Origin of the sequence: Paenibacillus sp. HB172176 (assembly GCF_011947265.1) — a bacterium.
GTDB lineage: Bacteria > Bacillota > Bacilli > Paenibacillales > Paenibacillaceae > Pristimantibacillus.
In genome coordinates, this window is record NZ_JAATHD010000001.1 from 435,087 (window position 1) to 457,553 (window position 22,467).

Annotated in this window: 12 protein-coding genes; 11 read left to right on the top strand and 1 reads right to left on the bottom strand. The window is 50.4% G+C overall.

What is annotated here, in order from left to right; genetic code table 11:
* The first annotated feature begins 10 nt into the window (after positions 1-10).
* The gene (locus HFP08_RS01695; protein WP_168118770.1) at positions 11-958 is read left to right on the top strand and encodes a hypothetical protein; all 948 of its coding nucleotides are present in this window, start codon (positions 11-13) and stop codon (positions 956-958) included.
* Complete coding sequence (locus tag HFP08_RS01700; RefSeq protein ID WP_168118771.1) at positions 955-1,821, top strand: sugar phosphate isomerase/epimerase family protein; 867 nt, start codon at positions 955-957, stop codon at positions 1,819-1,821. Before HFP08_RS01695 ends, HFP08_RS01700 begins: the two co-directional genes overlap by 4 nt.
* Before the next feature lie 29 nt (positions 1,822-1,850).
* Here HFP08_RS01700 and HFP08_RS01705 read toward each other — a convergent pair whose 3' ends face one another.
* Positions 1,851-2,681 carry a helix-turn-helix domain-containing protein gene (locus HFP08_RS01705; protein ID WP_168118772.1) on the bottom strand — a complete coding sequence of 277 codons (831 nt, stop codon included), beginning with the start codon at positions 2,679-2,681 and terminating at the stop codon, positions 1,851-1,853.
* Positions 2,682-2,768: 87 nt separating this feature from the next.
* On the opposite strand from HFP08_RS01705, the gene HFP08_RS01710 reads away from it, so the two are divergent.
* The 9 genes from HFP08_RS01710 to HFP08_RS01745 all read left to right on the top strand — a co-directional run bounded on the left by HFP08_RS01710 (position 2,769) and on the right by HFP08_RS01745 (position 22,436).
* Positions 2,769-3,041, top strand: coding sequence for an acyl carrier protein (locus HFP08_RS01710; protein ID WP_168118773.1), 273 nt, complete (start codon positions 2,769-2,771; stop codon positions 3,039-3,041).
* Between the two features lie 45 nt (positions 3,042-3,086).
* The gene (locus tag HFP08_RS01715; RefSeq protein ID WP_168118774.1) at positions 3,087-4,157 is read left to right on the top strand and encodes a hypothetical protein; all 1,071 of its coding nucleotides are present in this window, start codon (positions 3,087-3,089) and stop codon (positions 4,155-4,157) included.
* Entirely contained in the window at positions 4,132-5,304 is a 1,173-nt protein-coding gene (locus HFP08_RS01720) for an aminoacyl--tRNA ligase-related protein (RefSeq protein WP_168118775.1), read from the top strand. The genes HFP08_RS01715 and HFP08_RS01720 overlap by 26 nt, the downstream gene beginning before the upstream one ends.
* An 84-nt stretch (positions 5,305-5,388) precedes the next feature.
* Complete coding sequence (locus HFP08_RS29645; protein WP_481856528.1) at positions 5,389-5,505, top strand: SH3 domain-containing protein; 117 nt, start codon at positions 5,389-5,391, stop codon at positions 5,503-5,505.
* Positions 5,493-8,618: a hybrid sensor histidine kinase/response regulator gene (locus tag HFP08_RS01725; protein ID WP_168118776.1), complete on the top strand. Its 3,126-nt coding sequence runs from the start codon at positions 5,493-5,495 to the stop codon at positions 8,616-8,618. Before HFP08_RS29645 ends, HFP08_RS01725 begins: the two co-directional genes overlap by 13 nt.
* A gap of 7 nt (positions 8,619-8,625) precedes the next feature.
* Positions 8,626-9,801 (top strand): response regulator, encoded by a 1,176-nt coding sequence (locus HFP08_RS01730; RefSeq protein WP_168118777.1) that lies wholly within the window; start codon positions 8,626-8,628, stop codon positions 9,799-9,801.
* A gap of 178 nt (positions 9,802-9,979) precedes the next feature.
* On the top strand, positions 9,980-10,843 hold the full coding sequence (gene minD, locus HFP08_RS01735; protein WP_168118778.1) for a septum site-determining protein MinD: 864 nt from the start codon (positions 9,980-9,982) through the stop codon (positions 10,841-10,843).
* Positions 10,844-11,018: 175 nt separating this feature from the next.
* Positions 11,019-15,038: an S-layer homology domain-containing protein gene (locus tag HFP08_RS01740; RefSeq protein WP_168118779.1), complete on the top strand. Its 4,020-nt coding sequence runs from the start codon at positions 11,019-11,021 to the stop codon at positions 15,036-15,038.
* Positions 15,039-15,302: 264 nt separating this feature from the next.
* Positions 15,303-22,436, top strand: a complete 7,134-nt coding sequence (locus HFP08_RS01745) for an immunoglobulin-like domain-containing protein (protein ID WP_168118780.1) — start codon at positions 15,303-15,305, stop codon at positions 22,434-22,436.
* Positions 22,437-22,467 lie beyond the last annotated feature (31 nt).

Sequence of the window (22,467 nt, forward strand, 5' to 3'; positions counted from 1 at the left end):
GAGGTTGGATATGGTTCGAAGCGCTCTTCGCACGAATAACCCAATTGGGCTTGCCGCGCTTGAATGCACCGCATCATGTATTGTTTCGGCACTTGGCATTCGCGGTTTGGATCCCCGCTATTTTCTGCTGGGTTATTGGCATATCACCTATTATGACGGCATGCTCATGTCTGTCCGCAATATGAAATGGATCGATCTATTATACGAATACGGAATACGATTTCACTTGACCTCAGGGTCTGTCTATGAACTTGGCTCGCTGCTGGATAAAGGGAATATGGCGATTATGCTTTCCCGAGCCTCCAAGCTTCGTTTCTTTCCGAAGTCGATGTTGGGATTCGAGTCGGCGGGCTTCTACCACAGCATTCTGCTGTATGAGCGCAGTATGCGAGACGGATGCTATCAAGCTGTGGATCCTGTGGCTGGTTATGCCGGCGAAATATTGGAAGAGGAGCTGACGGAGGCCAGCGTGCGTCCAGGACAGTTTGTATTCTGCAAGCTGGACTTTGATCCTTCCTTCATCCGTCCCGTCGCGGCACAATCCTTCCGCAGGGAATCAGCCGCTATATTAGCCGCCTATCGGAAGACAGCGGGAAAAGCCTTTGCGCTTTTCTGCGACGATGTCGAAGCTAGTGTCGGTTGGGACGAAATGAAACGCAAAAGGTGGGCGGAACGAAATATGATAGCTTTGTCAGCCCTCGTCCGAATGAGGAGCCTCGTATGGCAAAGTTATCTAGAGCTTGACTTGATGACGGAACAGGAGGCGGAGGAGGGAGCTCGCAATACGGATGAAATCAAACGGGGTTGGCTGAATATTAATCTTCTGCTTGCGAAATATGGGAAACGCGGTCCAACCGCTGAGCTTCGGGACAACTTGCTGCGCAAGCTAGCAAATATGCGGCAAACGGAGCTGCGGCTGCTGGAATTTCTGGCGGAGAGGGGAAAGATTGCGGTATGAACATCCATTTATGCTCGATTTCGTTTCGGCATGAGCTTGTTTCATTTCCAGAGCTGCTGGAATTCGCAGCGCGTAACGGCTTTGCAGGCATCGAGCTCTGGAGCGTGCATGCTGCTGCCATCGCCCGCCGCATGCCGATGCAAGCGGCCAGAGCCGTACTCGGAATGCGGCGCAAGGGGCTGGAAATAACAATGATTAGCGGATATGTGCCTCTGCTAGCTCCAACTGAGGAAGCCTATGCGCTAGCTCAGCAGCATTGGAAGCAACTGATTGCATTGGCTCGAATGTTCGAAAGCGACAAGATACGTATATTTGCAGGACATAAGTCAAGCGGAGATTCGCAGGAAGAGGACTGGAGACTTGCATCCCGCAGATTGCTTGAAATGGTTGGGTTAGCGTCGGAACATGGCATTCGTACCGTCATCGAGATTCATCCGGGAACGCTGGCCGATCATATGGATTCCGCCATGCGAATCATTCGTGAAGTGAATCATCCGTTTATTGGCATTAATATGGATTTTCTGCATGTGTGGGAGTCGGGCAACGTTGTTGCCAATGCGTATCGCAGGCTGTCGCCTTGGACCTTGCATTATCATTGCAAGAATGTCCGCAGCCGCAGCGAGCTTTCCATATTTGCGCCGGACAATGTTTATGCTCCCGGCGGCGAGAGAGAAGGTATGGTAACGCTTAGAGAAGGCGCTCTCGATTATCGGGAGATTTTCACGATGCTTAGAAGCGATCAGCCCGATGCTTCTCTCTCGCTGGAATGGTTCGGGAGCGATCCCTTCCGCTATTTGTCGGAAGAGATCGGATGGATTCGGGCGCTTAGCGGCGATCCCGCACATCATCGGATAGTGCTGTAGCGGATTGCCAGAATTACTCGGCTATGCGTTTACACATTCATGGTCCTTGTTCTATGCCTTCTGCGGTATTCCACAGGAGTCATTCCAAGCTTGCTCTTGACCATTCCGGTGAAATTGCCGGGGTTGCGGATGCCGATGAGCTCACAGATTTGTTTGACGGGATAATCCGTATTCTCCAAATAATCGAGCGCTTTGCTTACCCGAAGCTCATTCAGATGACGGATCGGCGAAATGCCGAAGATATGGCTGAATTCCTGACAAAAGTAATTGGGATGATAGCCAACCGCTCCCGCTATTTCCTGAAGCGACAGATCGGGATTGGCCAGGTGCTTGCGCATATAGCGCACGGCATATACGATAGGCAGGCTGCTTTTTTTCCTCTTAATCGATTTGGCTTGGGAGACAGGCCTCTGCTTTGAAGGGGGAGGATTGAACTCCCGTTGAGCAAAGCATTCCATAAGCAGTGAGAACACCAAGCTGGACAAATGAATGCGCGCCTCGGCTTCATCCGAAGTTGATCTGTAGGCTTGAATGTGCATAAGCAGTTGCTTGCAGAGAGGATTTAAGCTTCCCTTAAGCGACAAGGGCAAAGCGGGCAAGGACAACAGGGAGGGGAAATGGAAGGCGACAATGTGGAGTGTGTTCGGATTTCCTGAAGTGAGCTTAACGAGTTGCAGCGGTTTGACCAGGAGCAACTGCCCGATTGCAACAGCTTGAATGAAATCGCCGATGCTGCATGCAAAGCTTTGCTGCTGCGACCAAATCAATTGAAAGGAAGAGCTTGTCCATGCTTCTTCTGATGTCGGTTGAAACTTTTCGAAGCTAAGCGGGATTAACTGGGAAATTTGCCATTCAATCATGAATCATCCCCCTTTCCAGATAGTACAATTATAGCTTAAAACAAAGGCGTGACCGCGTTAAGAAATATGATACAGGGAGTGTGTCCTATGTCTAACCATGCCGTGAGGAGTGAAACGATTTATTATTTGAAGAAAAAAATTGCCGAGATGACCGATAACCCGTCTTTGGAGCGCGACGCTGACATCTATGCCCAGATTCGCGAGATGGGGATGGATTCGCTCAGAATGGTCCAGCTGCTTGTCCACATCGAGCAGCATTTCGACATTGCATTTGACGATGATGAATTGATCATTGATTTTTTTGCTACTATCGATCAGTTTGCCTCCAGCATCGTCAGGAAGATGGCCCACCCGGTCTGATTATAATGTCTTCGACCGACCCATTCACGTTAGGAGGATAACGCGATGACAACAAAACGGCTGCCCATGCATGACCACGATTACAAGACGTATCCCAATGTCGCTCATCTATTTAGCATCATCGGCAATCGAGAAGAAACATTGCCTTGGATCTACAGCCATTTTATTCAACTGGTTTATTTCGAATCGATGCGAAAAATCGATTATACCAACAAAAAGGATAGTTTCTTTGATCCGCTGTTGTTCGATTGCCCATGGCTCCATTTTCAGTTCACGCACCGGGACACGATTACGAAAGTATGGAAGGGGAGTATTGTTCAATTCGCAGTAGACGCCATTGATATGGGCAATTATGTCTATTTTCTGGCCGATCAGTTTCATATCCGTGAAGCCGACGCTTACGGCAAACATTCGCATAACCATGATATGTTCATTTATGGTTATGATGCGGAAGCGGGAACGCTGAATATTGCCGACAATTTGCGCGGAGGCAAATATACGGAAACGGTATGCAGCTTTGAAGAGATGGAGCTGGCTTATGCCCATGCGGATGCCGAGAGGGATTGGTTCGATCAACGGGTTATGTCGGTTTCCTTTAAGCCCAAAACCTATTTTCAATATGAAAGAAATGTGGTTTTTGACTCGCTTGCCGTAGTGGATGCTTTGGAACGTTATGTTAGCGGATGGAAGCCGACCTCCTATTTATGTGCGGAAAATACGTACGGCATAGAGATTTATGATCGGATGCAGGAATATCTGAACGCGCTCATGCAGGAGCAGGAGATTGTGGATATTCGGCTGCTGCACATTCTCTATGAGCATAAGAAAATAATGAGAAGGAGGCTCCGATACATGCTGGAACATGGCTTTCTGACGAATGCGGCGCTGGAACCGGCTTATGCGGAGGTGGAGAGAGGGCATCAGATTGCTGTCGGTATGCTGCTAAAATATTCGGTGAGCGGGGAGAAGAAATTAATTGATAGAATGGCTGCTACGCTGTTAGAGGGGGCGACTCTGGAGAAGGAGCTGCTTGGCCGCGTGATAGTGGAAACGCGTCATCGTCAAATGACTTTTATTGGAGGTGTTCCCAGTGGGGAAGCTTCGGTTGTCCTGTGAGGGCATCTTGACACTGAACCAAGCACAATCGCTAATGTCCAAGCTGGCATATAGCATTGAGGGTATTCACGAATGCGAATGGGATCAGGAATGTATGGAGATTGTAATCGAGCCGGATGACATAAACAATTGTGATGGCATCTTAGAAACGGTGCAAGCGATGATTGGCGAAGAAAGGGGAATCCGTTCGCTTGGAAGCAGAACAGTCAACCGGATTTCCCGGAGAACGGGGCTTCCGGAGCTCGGACGCAGATCCGACTTTGAGAGGAAATTGCATCATGTCTTCGCTGCGGATGGAAGTGTCAAGCGGGACTTTGCAGTGAGACTGGTGGAAATGCTGGATCATCAGTTTCAAGATATGGCTTTACGAAGAGGGGCTGCACTGCGTAAATACCCTTCGATGATTGCGCTCGATACGCTGGAGAAATGCGGTTATATGAGGTCTTTTCCGCAAAATTTGTTTTTGGTGGGCGAATTCCCGCACCGGTATGATGTATTAAGGCAGATTAAAGCGGCCCCCGATCCGGCAGCGCTTGCCCGGCAAAGCCGTTATGCGCTTGCCCCGGCGGTTTGTTTCCATTGTTATGAGGAAATGTCCGGCACGACGCTGAACGAACCTGTGCTGCTCACCGCTATGGGAAGCTGCTTCCGTCATGAAGCCGAATGGAGAGTGGGCAACCATCGGTTATCCGAATTCGGCATGCGGGAAATTGTATTTATCGGGGATTCGGAATTTGTGGAGGAAGAACGAAGCTGGTGGATGAAGGAAATCTGGTCGTGGTTCAGCGAGCTTGGGCTTGCCGGCAGTATAACTACGGCGAATGATCCCTTCTACTTCTCTGAGGATGCGCTCAAAATCCAGCATCAGAAAATGGCCTCCATGAAATATGAGCTGCTTGTGGAAGTCCCGCAAGGGAGCACATTTTCAATCGCCTCTTTTAATCATATGGGAGACTCGCTTTGCAAGCCGTTTGATGTTAAGGGTCCTTCCGGTTCGCCGTGGTCTTCGGGCTGTGTGGCTTTTGGCATTGACAGGTGGGTCTTTGCGCTATTGTCTGAATATGGCCCTTTCGAGGAGTGGCCGCTTGCGGTCAGGGAGAGGTTGGAAGGAGAACGCATGATTCCTGTGTTGAAGAGATCTGAATGAAAATGAAGTTTGTTGCCGGAGAGCCGGACTAGGTCTACAATGAAGACAGTTTGATAGACCTAATCGCGTTTGGGAGGGAATAGTATGAGGCATCGGCCGCTGTCAGGTAATTATCCGGTGATTGCCAAGAAGTACATGAGATTAATTTCGGAAGGAGATTTAATCGAAATCTTGCAGAAGCAAGTGGAATGGTGGAATTGATGACCCAAGATAAGAAACGCAATATAAGAATAATCGGAATGATTATATTCATTGTCTTGGTGGTATGCAGTGTTGTGCTGCTGCCGGGATTCACTACGAAGCAGCCTGCTCGGGCGGTCCCGCCAATCGTGCATGGCATGTTGGATTTGACACAATGGGACTTTCAAAGAGAAGGGGAAATAAAGCTTGCCGGAGAATGGGCGTTTTATTGGGAACGCCTTCTCGCATTTGATGATTTTAAACGGTTGGACTCGGGGCTGCCTGACGATTATGTTGAAGTGCCAAGCGTTTGGAATAGCTATCAATTGGAAGGAAAGCATTTGCCCGGACAGGGGTATGCGACATACCGACTGCAAGTGAAGACCGATGGCAGGCTTGATTCCCTGTCCCTGAACATTCCGACGATGTCTACCGCCTATAAGGTTATGATTGATGGAAGGACTGTAGCCGAGGGCGGAAAGGTGTCGGAATCAAAGGCTCGGGTCGTCGCCGCCTATTCGCCGCGGATCATTGTGTTTCAGCCTGCATCCGGGGAATTCGATATTGTCGTGCAAGTATCCAATTACCTCTACGCCCGCGGAGGGATATGGAATGTTATGAAGCTGGGTACGGTAGAACAAATCGCCGATTCGGCTCAAGAGGAATTTGCAATTCACATGATCATTCTGGGAAGTACGCTGATTATGGGGTTATATCATATCGTTATTTTCATTCAGCGCAGAACGAATCGATCTTCTCTTTATTTCGGCTTTATTTGTTTGCTTGTCGTGATTCGAATATTGTCCATGAAAGAGATTCTCATTCAACATTTATTTCCGGGTATCGACATACGCGTGCTCATTTTTAATGAATACATTACCTACTACGGAGGCATGACGCTTACCGCGATGTTTCTTCGGGAGCTCTATCCGGATGAATTCTCCAAGAAGATCATAAGACCGATTGTATGGATTGGATGCGGGTTCATACTGACGGTCATCTTCCTTCCTGCTGAACTTTATACGAAATGGACGAACAATTTTCATCTTTTTGTCCTGATATGCTGTCCCTATTACCTATACGGATTTGTTCGGGCTATTCAGAGAAAACGAAGCGGCGCCGTTTTGCAGATTACCGGAGCGGTTATCCTGATGTTGACGATGGTTCACGACATTGTGCTTTTGCAAGGACCGTTGGATTCGTTTAGTTATGACTGGATGGGTACGCAGTTGTTTCCTTTTGGGATGTTTGCTTTGATTTTTATCGAAGCGACAGAACTGGCAAGGCGGTTCTCAAAAGCATTCCGAACGATTGAGTCGATGTCGGACAGACTGCTTTCCCTTGATCGATTGAAGGATGAATTTCTCGCCAATACGTCACACGAGCTGAAAACTCCGGTTCACGGTATCTTGAATCTCTCCCAGTCTGTACTGGAAGGCGCATCTGCCCGGCTCAGCGAAAATGAAAAGGGGAATATGAATGCAATCGTGTCTATCTCCCGGAGATTAGCGAATCTGATCAACGACATTCTCGATTTATCCAAATTGAAAAATGACGAGCTTGTTTTGAGACGGAGCGCGGTGGATGCTCGATCTATCATCCATGTCGTACTGGACATGTTCCGGCATTTGGCGGGAGACAAGCCTGTTGCGTTTGTTAACGGACTGCCCGCCGACTTGCCAAGCGTGGACGCCGATGAAGACAGGCTTGTGCAAGTGATGTACAACCTGGTCGGCAATGCGCTCAAGTTCACAGATGAGGGGGAAATACGCGTCACAGCCCGGGAAAGAGGCAAGTGGCTGGAAATAGCTGTTCATGATACGGGGATCGGTATTCCCCCGAATGCTTTGGAAACGATCTTCGAGTCTTATGAACAGGCGGATCGAACGATTGCGCTAGAATATGGCGGTACGGGATTAGGCCTGAACATCACCAAGCGATTAGTGGAGCTTCATGGCGGGACGATTGCCGTGTCGTCTGAAGTGGGGCAGGGCTCTAACTTTACATTCACTCTCCCTCTGGCACAAGGAGCAAGCAGCCAGGCAGCGGAGCAGGGCATGCTTGCTGGACTGCAGCACGGGATGGCGGAGCTAGCGGCAGGAGCGGACGATTCATTGGAGGAAGCGGCAAGATCGAGCAAGGGGAGTGAAGCTACGATCCTCATTGCGGATGATGATCCTATGAATCGGCAGGTGCTGACGACGCTCTTGTCTGCTGACAACTACTCGGTTATTGTAGTCTCTAACGGCACCAAAGCATTGGAGGAGTTGGAACGTCATCGTTCTATTGACCTGGCTGTGCTCGATCTGATGATGCCCGGACTGTCAGGTTACGAAGTGTGTCGCAGCATCCGTGAGCGGTATTCGCTATCCGAGCTTCCTGTGCTGTTGTTGACCTCGAGAAACCGCTCCCAGGACATCTTAGCGGCTTTTGAAGCCGGGGTTAACGATTTTGTGAGCAAACCGGTTGAAGCGGGAGAACTCAGGGCGCGTATCCGTACGCTGCTGAATATGAAAGCCTCCGTTAGCGAGGTAGTTAACTCCGAGATGGCTTTCCTTCAAGCGCAGATCAAGCCTCATTTTCTGTTTAATGCGATGACAACGATTATCTCGGTCAGCTATACCGACGTCGGCAAGGCGCAGATGCTACTTGAGGATCTGAGCGATTATTTGCGAGGAAGCTTTGACTTTCAGAATCGGGAGCAGTTCGTAACCATCAGGAAAGAATTGGAGCTGGTGAGTGCTTACTTGAAGATCGAGATGGCGCGGTTTGGCGAACGATTGCAAATCAGGCTCGATGTGGATCATCTTATCCAACGTGAAATTCCGCCGCTTATCATTCAACCGATTGTAGAAAATGCGGTAAGGCACGGAGCGATGAGCCAGACGGATGCGGGGAACATCCATATTTCAATTCAGGCAGAAGAAGAGGACGTAGTCATTCGTGTAACGGATGACGGACCCGGAATGCCGGAAGCCGTGCTGACGATGTTGAAAGAGCAAAAGCACAGTGTCAAAGGGGTGGGTCTAATCAATATTGAACGCCGTTTGCAGCATTCGTTCGGTTCGGGATTGGAAATCGAAAGCGCGCAAGGGCAAGGGACGAAGGTAACGATACGAATTCCTGCGAGGTGATGGGGATATGCTGCGAGTGATTTTGGTTGATGACGAAGAGCCGGTGTTGAATTTAATGGAACGGCGGCTCGCGCTTATGGGGAACATTGAGATTGCGGGAAGATTTACTCAGCCCCGGGAGGCAGTCGAGAGCATGAAGCAGGAACAGGTTGACGTCGTGTTTCTCGATATTCAAATGCCGGGGATGAATGGACTTGAGGTTGCCGAATACTTGGTGGAGGTTAATCCGAATGTGGATGTTGTATTTGTTACAGCCTACAATGAATATGCGATAGAGGCATTTGAATTGAACGCCGTCGATTATCTGTTGAAACCCCCAACGGCCAGCAGGCTGAGCAAGACGATCGAACGATTGTTATGGCGACGGGATGCGCGGAATGGAGAGGAGCGGAAGGACGAGAGGCGAGCAGAGAAGGACGACGAGAGGGTTGGTCCCGGATTCCGCTGCTTCGGTCAATTCGAATGGATCGTGGATGCGCAGACCGGAGAATCGGTGAATTGGAAGCGGTATAAAGATCGCGAGCTGATGGCGTACCTGGTGCATAGACGCAATCAGGTGGTGTCAAAGGCTAGCATTCTCGAGCATCTTTGGCCGGATGCAGCCCCGGAGCAAGCAAGCGCTTTTTTGCATACCTGTGTGTATAACATCAGAAAAATGATGAACAGTCTGGGCTGCGAGGAGAAGCTGGTTTACAAGGATAACGGTTATCGGCTGGAGCTGCTGAAGATGTGGTGCGATGCGGACGAATTCGAGCGGATAGCCGTCGGTACGGAGGTGCAGGCGGGCAACATCGCCGCGTGTGAAGCGGCTGCTGCATTATACACGGGCAATTATATGGAGCAAGAGGGGTTCATTTGGTCGTATGAAGCGATGGAAACGTTGAAGGACGCCTATATCTCTCTCATGAATCGGATGGCGGAATACTATCGATCCGTACGAAACGAGGCATCGGCCCTGCGCTGCTTGCTTCATGCCCATACGCGGCATCCCTTTCACGAAGACATCAACGCTTCGATTCTGCTAAGCTATGCGAGACTGGGCGATCGGCCCTCCATAATTCGTCATTATGAGCGATTTACAAGGTTGATGAAAGAAGAATTGGACATCGAACCGATGGAGAGCACGGTTCAATTATACCAACGACTATGCAGCGGCAGCGCCAAGGATATTCCGATGGCGTGAGCCGTTTTTTTTTGAGACGAGAAGGAGTTAGAATTTGGTTAGAATGGTTTGTTAGCATGAATAGTGTCGGAATATCAACTATTTTGTCGAAAAAAAGGTATCGTTTCCTGAATAGCGTTGTAAGGCTTTAATGGTATATAGGTATTTGTTACAACAGAATTTTGAAGGAGGATTATGGATGACCCGAATCATAACGGTCACTTCAGGGAAGGGAGGAGTTGGAAAAACTACGATAACTGCAAATATAGGCAGTGCGTTAGCATTAATGGGTAAAAAGGTTTGTTTAATTGATGCTGACTTTGGATTGAATAATCTGGATATTCCTCTTGGGCTCAGCAACAGGATTGTTTTTGATATTTTGCAGGTTTGCACCGGTTATTGCAGTGTAGAACAGGCTATGGTCAAGGACAAACATTTTTCTTCCCTTTATTTTATACCAGGGAGCAGGAACCGTTTGGAACAAATATGCGACGAGCAAATATTTCAACAAGTCGTATCCCGTATAGCGGCTAATCATAACTTTGATTATATTTTGATCGACTCCCCGGCAGGTATTGAAAGTGGATTTAAAGAGGCGGTTTCAGCGGCAAAGGAAGCTGTGGTGGTTGTCACACCGGATCGCACGTCTGTTCAGGATGCCGATAGAGTTATTGGCTTGATCGAGCGCCAGTTAGAAGTAGAACCGTATATTGTCATCAATCGTTATCGAGAAGCCTGTGAGTCTGAATACAGGGTAGATATCGACTATATATTAAGCATCTTGACTTCTAATTTGTTGGGTATCGTTTTAGAAGATGAAGAAGTCATCAAATCCGTTCAATTCGGTAAAGTGATGGCCATAAACCCTAATTTGGAAAATGGTTTGCGTCTTCGACAGATAACCAGAAATCTACTAAACCATACTTTTGATGATTTTGTTCGAGACAATTCCGCGGTACAACAGTCCAAACTTAACCAGCGTTTGAATCCACTGATGAAGAGTCGTCGCGCCAACAGGAAAATGGACCAAGGTAAAAAAAGAACATCTTTTCTTTTGCGTTGAAGCAGCGCCACGGATATTCCGATGGCGTAAGCTGTTATGAATGGAGAAGGAATTAGAATTTAGTCAGAATGGTTTGTTAGGGTAAGTGGTGTCGGAATATCAACTATTTAGTCGAAATGTTGGCTATCGCTGCCTGAATAGTATTGTAAGGCTTGTATATGAGGAGGAATTATCGATGTATTCAGCTAGAATGAGGAAAAGAGTGACGATTAGCTTACTCGTTGCGTTGTTCGTGATGAGTTCCTTCGCATTGTTCCCTGTTAAGCCGGTTATGGCATCGCCAAGCGGGTTTAGCGGAACCGGATCCGGAACAGAAAGCAATCCATACATCATCATGACCGCTGCGCAACTGGATGAAGTGCGCAATGACTTAGGCGCGCATTATAAATTGGGAGCGAATATTGATTTGGCACCTTATTTAAGCGACGGCGGGGCAGGCTATACGAAGTGGGGCGCAGCAGGCTGGGATCCGATAGGATATGAAGAATTCAGTTGTTTCAATGACTTTGACCCAGAGTCATGTTTTCCTAAATATTACTATTTCACAGGTTCATTTGATGGAAACGGCTATACGATCTCTCATTTAACGATTAATAGAAGCGAGGAATATATAGGCCTATTCGGGGATTCGTCCGGGGCTCAATTCACTAATGTAAAGTTGGAAGATATAGACGTAACAGGATACTCCTTTTCAGGTGGACTTGTCGGGAAGCTGACCGATTCGGACACAATTGATCGCAGTTATGCGAGCGGAAAAGTGCAAGGGATGAATCTCGTAGGCGGGTTGGTTGGCGGTTCTTACGGTAATTCCACGGTTAGCGAAAGCTACACGGCTGTGGATGTGAAAGGAACGGGTGCATACATTGGCGGCTTGATTGGACTAAATTATGCCAATATTAATAATAGCTATGCAACCGGAAGCGTAGAGGGTCATGATCAAGCAGGCGGTTTAGTTGGGCTGTTTGCGATCGGTACGATCAACACTAGCTATGCGATCGGAGCGGTGACAGGGGGCGACCCTTCGGGCGGTTTGGTAGGAAAAGTGATGAGCAACGGCGTCGTTGCAAACAGTTATTATGATGCCAGTACAACCGGGCAATCGGATACGGACAAAGGCACAGGAAGAACGACAGCCGAGATGTGGCAGCAGTCTACGTATTCGGGATGGGATTTTACAAATGTATGGACAATCGAAGAAGGAACGGATTATCCTGCCCTTATACACAATAATCAAACATCTCCCGCCGTGAACAGCGTGAGCGTAACGCCTGAAACGACCAATGTCGTGCAAGGCGGAACGCGGCAGTTAACGGCAAGCGTCGATGCGGTCGGAGGAGCGGCGACGACGGTAACATGGTCAAGCAGCGACACAAACGATAAAGTGACTGTGGACGAAAGCGGACTGGTCACCGTAGCGGCAGATGCCGCAGCTGGCGACTACACGATCACCGCGACGTCAATCTTTGATGGAACGAAGAGCGATGCAGCGACGCTTACGGTGACGCTGGCTCCCGCCGTGAACAGCGTGAGCGTCACGCCTGAAACAGCCAATATCGTGCAAGGCGGAACGCGGCAGTTATCGGCAAGCGTCGATGCGGTCGGAGGCGCGGCAAAGACGGTAACATGGTCAAGCAGCGACGCAAACGATAAAGTGACTGTGGACGAAAGCGGGCTGGTCACCGTAGCGGCAGATGCCGCAGCTGGCGACTACACGATCACCGCGACGTCAACCTTTGATGGAACGAAGAGCGATGCAGCGACGCTTACGGTGACGCTGGCTCCCGCCGTGAACAGCGTGAGCGTCACGCCTGAAACGGCAAATGTGGTGCAAGGCGGAACGCGGCAGTTATCGGCAAGCGTCGATGCGGTCGGAGGCGCGGCGACGACGGTAACATGGTCAAGCAGCGACACAAACGATAAAGTCACTGTGGACGAAAACGGGCTGGTCACCGTAGCGGCGGATGCCGCAGCTGGCGACTACACGATCACCGCGACGTCAACCTTTGATGGAACGAAGCATGATGCAGCGACGCTTACGGTGACGCTGGCTCCCGCCGTGAACAGCGTGAGCGTCACGCCCGAAACGGCCAATGTGGTGCAAGGCGGAACGCGGCAGTTATCGGCAAGCGTCGATGCGGTCGGAGGCGCGGCAACGACGGTAACATGGTCAAGCAGCGATACAAACGATAAAGTGACTGTGGACGAAAGCGGACTGGTCGCCGTAGCGGCGGATGCTGCAGCTGGCGACTATACGATCACCGCGACGTCAACCTTTGATGGAACGAAGAGCGATGCGGCGACGATTACAGTGACGGTATCTCTGCCCGATCCCCCTGCCAATCCGCAGAACCTGTCAGCGACTGCGGGCAATCGTTCGATTGATTTAAGTTGGGATACCGTGACAGGCGCGACCTACTATACGGTGTATATGTCTGAAGTGCCTGATGTGTTTAGCGATACCTTACTTGCGACCGTAACCGAAGCGACTTATCAAGTGCAAAATCTAAGCAATGGGACAAGCTATTACTTTGTGGTGAATGCAGGAAATTCAGGCGGTTTAAGCGCGGCGTCCAATGAAGTCAGCGCAACACCTGCTACCGTGCCTGCGGTACCAACAAATGCAGCAGCTACTGCAGGAAACGGCAGTGCAACGATTACTTTTACCCCTCCAGATGATAATGGCGGAAGCCCGATTACCGGATATGAAGTATTCGATTCTGGGGGGAAACAAGTCGCAACAGCAAGTTCGGATGCAACTTCGGTTGCCATCACTGGACTAACCAATGGGACCAGCTACACGTTCACGGTGAAAGCAAAGAATGCTAAAGGCTACAGTGATTCCTCTGCACCGTCCAACTCCGTCACGCCGAGAGCGCCATCGAACAATAGTGACGACGATGACGATAATCCGCTGTCTCAACCGTCTCCTGAACCTGAAATTACAGGGGCGGATGTGCTTGTGAACGGTAAAGTAGAGAACGCTGGGACAGCAACGACAGATGTTGTTGATGGACAAAAAGTAACCATCATTGCAGTTGATGACGAGAAGTTGCAGCAAAGACTTGAAGCCGAAGGCGATCATGCCGTTATAACGATCCAAGCTTCATTAAACAGTGAAGTTATCGTGGGCGAATTTAACGGCCGCATGGTTAAAAACATGGAAAATCAGCAAGCGGTAGTGGAGATTCGCACCGATAAGGCAGCCTATCTAATACCGGCAGAGGAAATCAATATTGATGCGCTTTCCGAACGTTTGGGCACAAATCTCGCTTTGCAGGACATCAAGGTGAGGGTTGAAATTGCCGAGCCGTTAACCGAAACCGTTCGTGTAGTCAACGATGCAGCTAGTCGCGAGAGACTTACGCTTGTTGTACCTCCGCTTAACTTCAAGGTTAGCGCAGTTTATGGCGACCGTACGGAAGAAGTGACGGAATTTAACGCTTATGTCGAACGTACGATTGCCCTGCCGGATGATGTTGATCCGACCAGGATTACAACAGGAGTTGTTGTTGATCCAGATGGAACGGTACGACATGTGCCGACAAAGGTCATAGCCATTGATGGCAAGTATTACGTCAAAGTTAACAGCTTGACGAACAGTACGTATTCCGTAGTATGGCATCCGCTCGAATTTATGGATGTTGCGAGCCATTGGGCGAAGGATGCGGTCAACGATATGGGCTCGCGGATGGTCATCAGCGGAGTAGACAATGGCAGGTTTAATCCCGATCAAGCGATTACGCGCGCGGAGTTTGCTGCGATTATCGTTCGTGGATTGGGTCTGAAGCCGGAGAACGGAACGAGTGTCTTCACGGATGTGAAGGAGACGGATTGGTATAACGGCGCTATAAACACGGCCTATGCCTATCACTTGATCAATGGGCTTGAGGATGGAACATTCCGCCCGAATGACAAGATTACGCGTGAACAGGCGATGGTCATCATCAACAAGGCGATGGCAATCACAAACTTGAAAGCCGCGCTTCCTGTTCAACCCGTTGACGTCACCCTTCGTCCTTACATCGATACGGCAGAAGCATCCTCATGGGCCTTAGACGGTATTGCCGATTGCGTACAGTCCGGCATTGTTTCGGGACGAAGCGGCATGCAGCTTGCGCCGAAGGAGCACCTGACCAGAGCCGAGGTAGCTGTCATCGTGCAGAGACTTCTGCAAAAGTCCGAACTGATCAAATAAATTTGCATTTGCATAAGCATCCCTGAATGCTAGCGTTCGGGGGTGCTCAAGTGCTCCTCTCCGATCCTCCTACCGCGCTGCAACGCTGATTTTCAGCGCTATAGCGCTTACGCACCTTTCACGAGTTTTCTCCGTATAAATCTTCTACAGGAATGCCTAACGCGTGTCTAATGTCCCACTTTGTCGAAATGAATAGAATTTGCGAGAATTTTGCGAGAATCGCCTGGTATATTAGCCCTATCATTTTGAAGGGGGTACTGGGATTTGAGTACATACAAGCGTACGATTTCTCCATGGAGACGAGGCTTTATTATCGCTTTCATGGCATGGTTTGTCTGCGTTCAACTGTTGAACGCTTCTTCTGTTATGGCCGAAGGAGCCTCGGATGAGCTCGAGGTCGGCGTACAGGTGGACGAGGTTTATGACGCGGATGTCGTCCTGGCTGTAGGCCAATCGGATCAGGACGTTACTGCTTTCGAAGATGATCTCTACGGCGCTTTGGAAGATCGCGGACTGGATCGAAGCCGCGTACGAATCGATTCGGTGGAGGCGCAGGAGGTGAACGTGCTTCAGGGCGATTTCGCGCTTAATCTCTATTGGCCTTACGTCGGATCGGGCAATGATTTGGACGCCCATTTGTACTTCGAGGACTCGTCCGGCAACGATAAGGGGCATGTATACTATGATAATCAGTCGGTAGACGGCGGTTCGTTGGATACGGATGACCTGCATGGCGGACAAGGGGAATGGTTGACACTGAATTTCAATGAGGTAGCTGCCGATGTGACTACAATTAAAGTTGAAATTTATGGTTACAGTGTAAACAGCAGTGTCACGGCAAGCATGAAATTGTACAAATCAACGGAGGCTTGTCCTTCTCCGGCAGCTTCAACTGAGGGATGTTCCTTGTTGATTGATTCCCCGGAGAACGTAGGGAATCATCAGACGGTAGCCTTCGGAGAATTTCAGAGAAACGGCGATTCCTGGGATTTTCATTTCCGTGACGGGCGAGTGTTTTCCGGTACTGAGGTTCAGGTGGTGTCCAGAGATTTCCTGGAAATCATTCGCGAGCCGGACTGGCGAACATCAGCCAATCATTATCTGGTCAATCTGAACGACGAGACGCTGGATGATTTGGATGATTCTACGGCGCTGGGCGAAATTATTCCGAGAATGGAGTCGGAGAAGCTTCATTATATCGGATGGGGCTCAGATACGGACGGCGCAGGCACAGGTGATGCAACGTCAAACCAAGCAGAATCGTTCATTGGCCGGAACGATAATCGCGGGGTTTTCGTCAATCGTGACGGACAGAGCTATGAAGAGCAAATTGGGCAAATAGCGGATTATATTTATTCGAAGATGTCCGCAGGCTCGGATCAGGATTTGCTGACACTAGGCAATTCGTACGAACTGAACGTCTCGCCGGCTTCCGAGAAGATGAACACAAGCGATTCGTCTTGGCCGGAAGGCAAGTGGCGGGTCGTCCATGATCCAACCGCTTATGAGAACGATCAAGGAACAGTTCCGTACAGCGGATTTAACCTGGACGATTTGGAAGTTCAATTTAACAAAGTTGGTAAATATGATATTTATTACAAGAATACGCTGGTGAAGACGCTCTATGTTCATCGCAAGCCGGTTAGTCTGTTCACGGTAGGCGAAGACGTCTCCGGGCAGCCTACTTACGAGGATCAGTCCTACGATTTGGACGCTCAGAGCCAGACGAACGGAATCGCCGAAAGAGAGTGGAGCTGGAAGCGAACGACGGATGAGGAGTGGACGCAAGGACAGCCGGCGGTCTTCGACGCCGATACGGACTATGTCGTTCGACTTCGGGTACGGGATTATCAAGAGGCATGGAGCTCATCCCGCACGCGATTCCAATCGACAAGGGAAACCGCAGTGAAGCCGATTGCCGATTTCCAGTTGTCGGCGACGCAGCTTACATGGCCGGAAAGCGAGATCGAGGTACAGGATCTTAGCTATGATCCCCGGAATAAAGCGATAATGGAGCATGAGTGGAAGGTATTCAAGGATGAAGAAGAGGTCTATTCGGGCATTGAGCCGCTGGAGGATTTCTCAGCTCTTGGAGCAGGCGAGTATAAGCTGTCGCTGCGTGTTCGCAATGATGAGAATCTCTGGTCGGAGCAGTTCTCCAGATTTGTTCGCATCGCCGAGAACAGCGCGCCGACCCTTTCATCTGTTGCCGATCAGTCGGTCTATAGCGGACATCAGAAGCAGGTATCCGTGCAGGTGGATGATGCGGAAAGCACCGCATTCGGGGTGACGGTAACCGCGTCCTCCTCTGATCCTGATTTGATACCGACAAGCGAAATTATCGTAAGCGGAGCGGGCGGGAACCGCATAGTGACGCTGGCTACTGTGCCGGAGACGTCGGGGGAAGCCGTTATAACGCTGACGGCTTCGGATGGCGATCTGACCAGTCAAACTTCGTTCACGGTTGAGGTTAACGATCTGGGCCTCGAGGTTGGAAACGGCTTTGTCGAAGCCGAGGCGAATGACGGTACGATTGCCGGTATTCAGCGTGTGAATTTGATCGGCGAGACACTGGCGGAGACGCTGGACATGAGTCATATTCATGTCAATAATTTGCCGGTCGGCCTTGATTTCGTCGTAACGAGAATTAGCGGCTCCAAGCTGGATCTGCAGCTAACCGGCTCGGCTGTTCATCATAACAAAGAGAATTCGGTTGGGCATCTGTCCGTCACGATAGATAAAGAGAATATGGCGGACGGGGCTGCAGAGGTTACGAGCAATTCGTTTGGGCTGGTTTTCCATGACCCTGCATTCCTTAAAGTGGACAAGGGCGTTGTCACCGAGAGCGTCTATGGGAACGGACAATTCGACGACATCATCGAAGTTTCGCTGAGCGGAGGGACATTCACGGCGGATATTGATGCGGAGAGCGTCTCGGTCGCTCATCTGCCGGAAGGATTGAGCGCGACTGTTATCCGATTGTCGGATACATCGCTGGAGGTAGGCTTCACGGGAACGGCTACGGTAACCCAGGATGTCTACAACGCGTCGATTATCGTATCGTCAGCGGCAATTATCGGCAACTCGGACGATCTTGCTTCGCCTACCTTCAAGATTAACTTCCTGGGCAAGGAGCCAGTTTTAATCGCGAGGACGCAGGTTATCTATGAAACCGATGCGAATGATGGCAGCTTCGAAGAGTCTCTCGTGTTCGATCTTGAAAATGAAGAATTTCCCGAGACGGTGACTGACTATGTCTATGCAACGAATCAGTGGCCGGCCGGTCTTCAGATCGGCAGCTTGACGCGCAATAGTCCGACCCGAGTGACCGTATCCATCACGGGTCATGCAAGCAATCATGCCGAGAGTAACAGCGTAAGCGATGCACAGATTACCATAAATGGAGTGACATCAACGACCTTCTCGTTCTTGTTCCGCTCGCCATCGCCGACAATCACCGCGTCGCCGAATATGCTGACTGATGCGGGCGACGGAACGATTACCGAATCGCTGACCGTAACGTTGGCTAACGGCATCTTCGCGGCGGACTTGACCGGCGGCTTCCAGCTTCATAATCTGCCGGAGGGTCTTGGCTTTACGGTGGAGCGTGTCAGCGATACCGAGGCAAGAATTGTTTTCACGGGACAAGCGGTCAAGAAGAATGAAGCATCCAGTTATGCATCGGTGACTGTTGGAGCACTGTACGTCATTGGCAGCGAAGGCCCGATAACATCCAATCCGTTCGACTTGCAGGCGCCTTCCGATGCAGCACTCGCTCAGATGGATCTGGATCGTCTCACTTGGGATGCCATTCGGGAGTTGAATATCGAACAGACGGCCGTAACGACGGATCTACAATTGATGACGGCAGGCTCTTCAGGCAGCACCATCACTTGGACTTCCACCGACATTTCGGTTGTCAGTGTCGAGGGCGATGTCACAAGGCCAGTCTATGAGGATGGAGACAAGACGGTAACGTTGCACGCTGTTGTCGCGAATGGTTCCGCGACAGCAGAGAAATCATTCGTGCTTGTCGTGAAGAAGCTTGTCGCAACAGATGAGCAGTCTGTCGCGGAAGCGAAGACGGATCTGACGTGGAACATGATTCGCGAAGAGAACGTGACGCAGGACAATGTGCTGAGCGACCTGTCGCTTCCAACGTCGGGCAGCTACGGCAGCGCGATCTCATGGACATCGAGCGACGAGACGGCTGTCGGCACGGACGGCGTCGTAACGCGTCCAAGTTACCTATCGGGCGACAAAGCAGTTACGCTCACGGCAACGATTACCAAAGGCGAGGCGACAGAGACGAAGACATTCGAGTTGACGATCGTGAAGCTGCCAATCTCCGACGAGGAGTCGGCGGCGGAAGCGAAGACGGATCTGACATGGGATACGATTCGCGAGGAGAATGTGACGCAGGACAATGTGCTGAGCGAATTGTCGCTTCCAACGACGGGCATCTACGGCAGCGCGATCTCATGGACATCGAGCGACGAGACGGTTGTCGGGACGGACGGCGTCGTAACGCGTCCCGAGCTTGAAGACGGAGATCGGGAAGTCACGCTCACGGCAACGATCACCAAAGGCGATGTCGTTGTAACCAAGACATTCGTCCTCACCATAAAAGCAAAAGAATTCGATATTCAGAAGCAGCTTGATGAAGCGATCGGCGCTCTAAGCATTGGATATGCTGAGCATGATTCGGCAGAGCATGTGACGCAAAATATTGAATTGATTTCAACCGGCTTCTATGATTCCAGCGTAGAATGGAGCAGCCATAGAGAGGATGTCATCAGCGTAGACGGCATCGTTCAGCGTCCGCAGTCGGATACGGTTGTCCGTTTGACGGCGCGCGTGACAAAGGCGGGATATCATCGCGAGAAAGAATTCTTCTTGACCGTCATTGGAGCGAGCACTGTGAACTTGCCGCAGGATGAGCTTGATGTGGCAATCGGTTATGCGCCGGGAGACTCGGAGACATCGGTTACGAAAAACTTATTTTTAACGAAAAAAGGAAATACGGGTTCTGTTGTCTCTTGGCAATCCCATCTTCCGAGCGTAGTCTCCTCTACGGGAAGGGTCTTCAGACCAGGGCCGGATGAAGCCGATGTGACGGTAACGCTGACGGCCACTCTCACCGATCCGGGCAATCCGGCCGACACGCAGTCGAGAACGTTCACGATTGTCGTGAAGAAGCTCAGCGATCAGGAAGCCGTAGATGAAGCGGCTAGAAGCTTGAAGATCGACGATGCGGCGACATTCGTCGAAGGGGATAATTGGGAAAGCGTGACGGAAGGCTTCTTCCTCCTGTTGACTGGCAAGTATGGCACGGCCATCACTTGGGAGTCGAGTCAGCCAGCCGTTATCGCAATCGAGCAGGACGAGACGCAGACGACGGGAACCGTTACAAGACAAACGGCAGAACAACAAGTGATATTGACCGCTACCTTTACGAGAAACGGCAAGACCGCGACGAAGCAATATCTGGTCATCGTGAAAGCGTTAGGCGTGACCAAGGATGCTGTAATCCGCCAGGCAACGTCCAGACAAGCGAAGGTGGAGACGCGTCAGGATGGCAATGAACAGATTCAGAACGTCACCATTCTGCGTACGGAAATGTCGGACGGCACCAAGATCGATACGATTATTACGGATGAAAACGAGCTTTACGATCTTACGGAAGCCATCGATCCGAATGATCCCGATACAGCGAATCGTGAAGTAACGATTACGCATACAGATGATTCAGCTGATCCCGCGGATGAAATCGCCGTGGAAATTCCGGCATCGGCTATCGCAATTCTTGCGGGACGTAATTTGTCCTTGCATATCGTCAGCGGAGGGGCTTCCGTTAGCCTGGATGAACAAAGCGTGAAGCTGCTTGAAGCGCAAGGCACCGACTTGTATTTCCGAATCGTTCCCGTCCAGAATGAAGAAGAGCAACAATCGATACGCGACAGAGCTGAAAAGCAAGGTCCTGCCTTAATCTCGCTCGCTGGCGGAAAAGGATTCAAGCCGCTTGGTCCATCGCGCATGATCGAGACCAACTTCCACGGCGTGGATACGTTAATTCAATTGCCGGTGGCAGATTTCGCCGATCTGATTCCAACGGAGAGCGCTTCGGCCAGAGACGAGTTTCTTGACAGCTTGCGAATCTATGTGGAGCATAGCGATGGAGAAAAATCGGTTTATACGCCTCAGAGAATCGTTTACAACCCAGGCGGAGAGCCGACAGCTATCGAGTTCACTATTAATAAATTCAGCTCGTTCCAAGTGGTTCGGATACAAGACGTGAAGGGCAATGTTGGCGGTGGAGGAATTATCATAGAGGATGATTCGAAGCTGACGGGCAAGAAGCTGAAGGAGCTGCAACAGCAGCAAGAAGATATTGAAGTAGCAACCGAAGGAGGAACGATTTCACTGCCATCGAAGAACTTGGATCTTGATCGCATTCGATCCCTGTTCGGCGGCGAGGAAATTGATGAGGATCGAATTGTATTCGAGCTTGCGATCGAGCCTGCGGACAAGGCATCGGCGGATGCAATGGCGGATGCCGACAATCTGGGGCGCGGCGAATGGGTTGGGGAGCCTATGAATTTCTCCATTACGGCGTCGTACGACGGTGAAGTCTATGACATTACGGCAGACGGCATGGTGCAATACACAGTTCCCGTACCTGACGGGATGAAGATTACGACAGGCGTTTTGTACAGGGACGGCATGATCTATCATCAGCCTACTTACGTGTATGTCGAGAATGAACGTTACTATGCCCATATCACAAGCTTCGAGACCGGAATGTTCGGGCTCATCTGGAATCCTGAGCAGTTCGCCGATGTGGCGGGACTTTGGAGTATGACAGATGTTAACGATATGGCGTCTCGAATCGTCGTTAATGGCGTAGACGATTTCCATTACGAGCCTGAACGCAATATTACACGAGCGGAGTTCGGCGCAATTATCGTCAGAGCGCTCGGAATCGTCAGTCACGAGGACAAGATCTTAGCTTATCCAGATGTTGTTAGCGGAGCGTGGTATGAAGACGAATTGTCCGTTGCTGTTGAGAATGGGCTTGTGAACGGTTATCCAGACGGCACCTTCAGACCCGGTAACGGCATTACGAGACTTGAATCGATGGTAATCGTAAGTCGGGCAATGGCGATTGTAGGGCTTCAGCCTTCCGTTCAAGCCTCGGAGATCGAGGCGCTGCTTCAAGCGTTCACAGATGGAGCTTCAGTGCCGCAATGGGCGGAATCGCAAGTGAAGTTAAATCTGTCAGCGGGCATTATTCAAGGTCGAGACGGCAGGCTTGACTTGGATGAATGGATTACCCGCGCGGAGACGGCGGCAGTCGTGAGACGACTATTCATTGCAGCCGGATTGATAAATCCATAAGACATTGCTGTGGATCGCAGGCGGCATACGG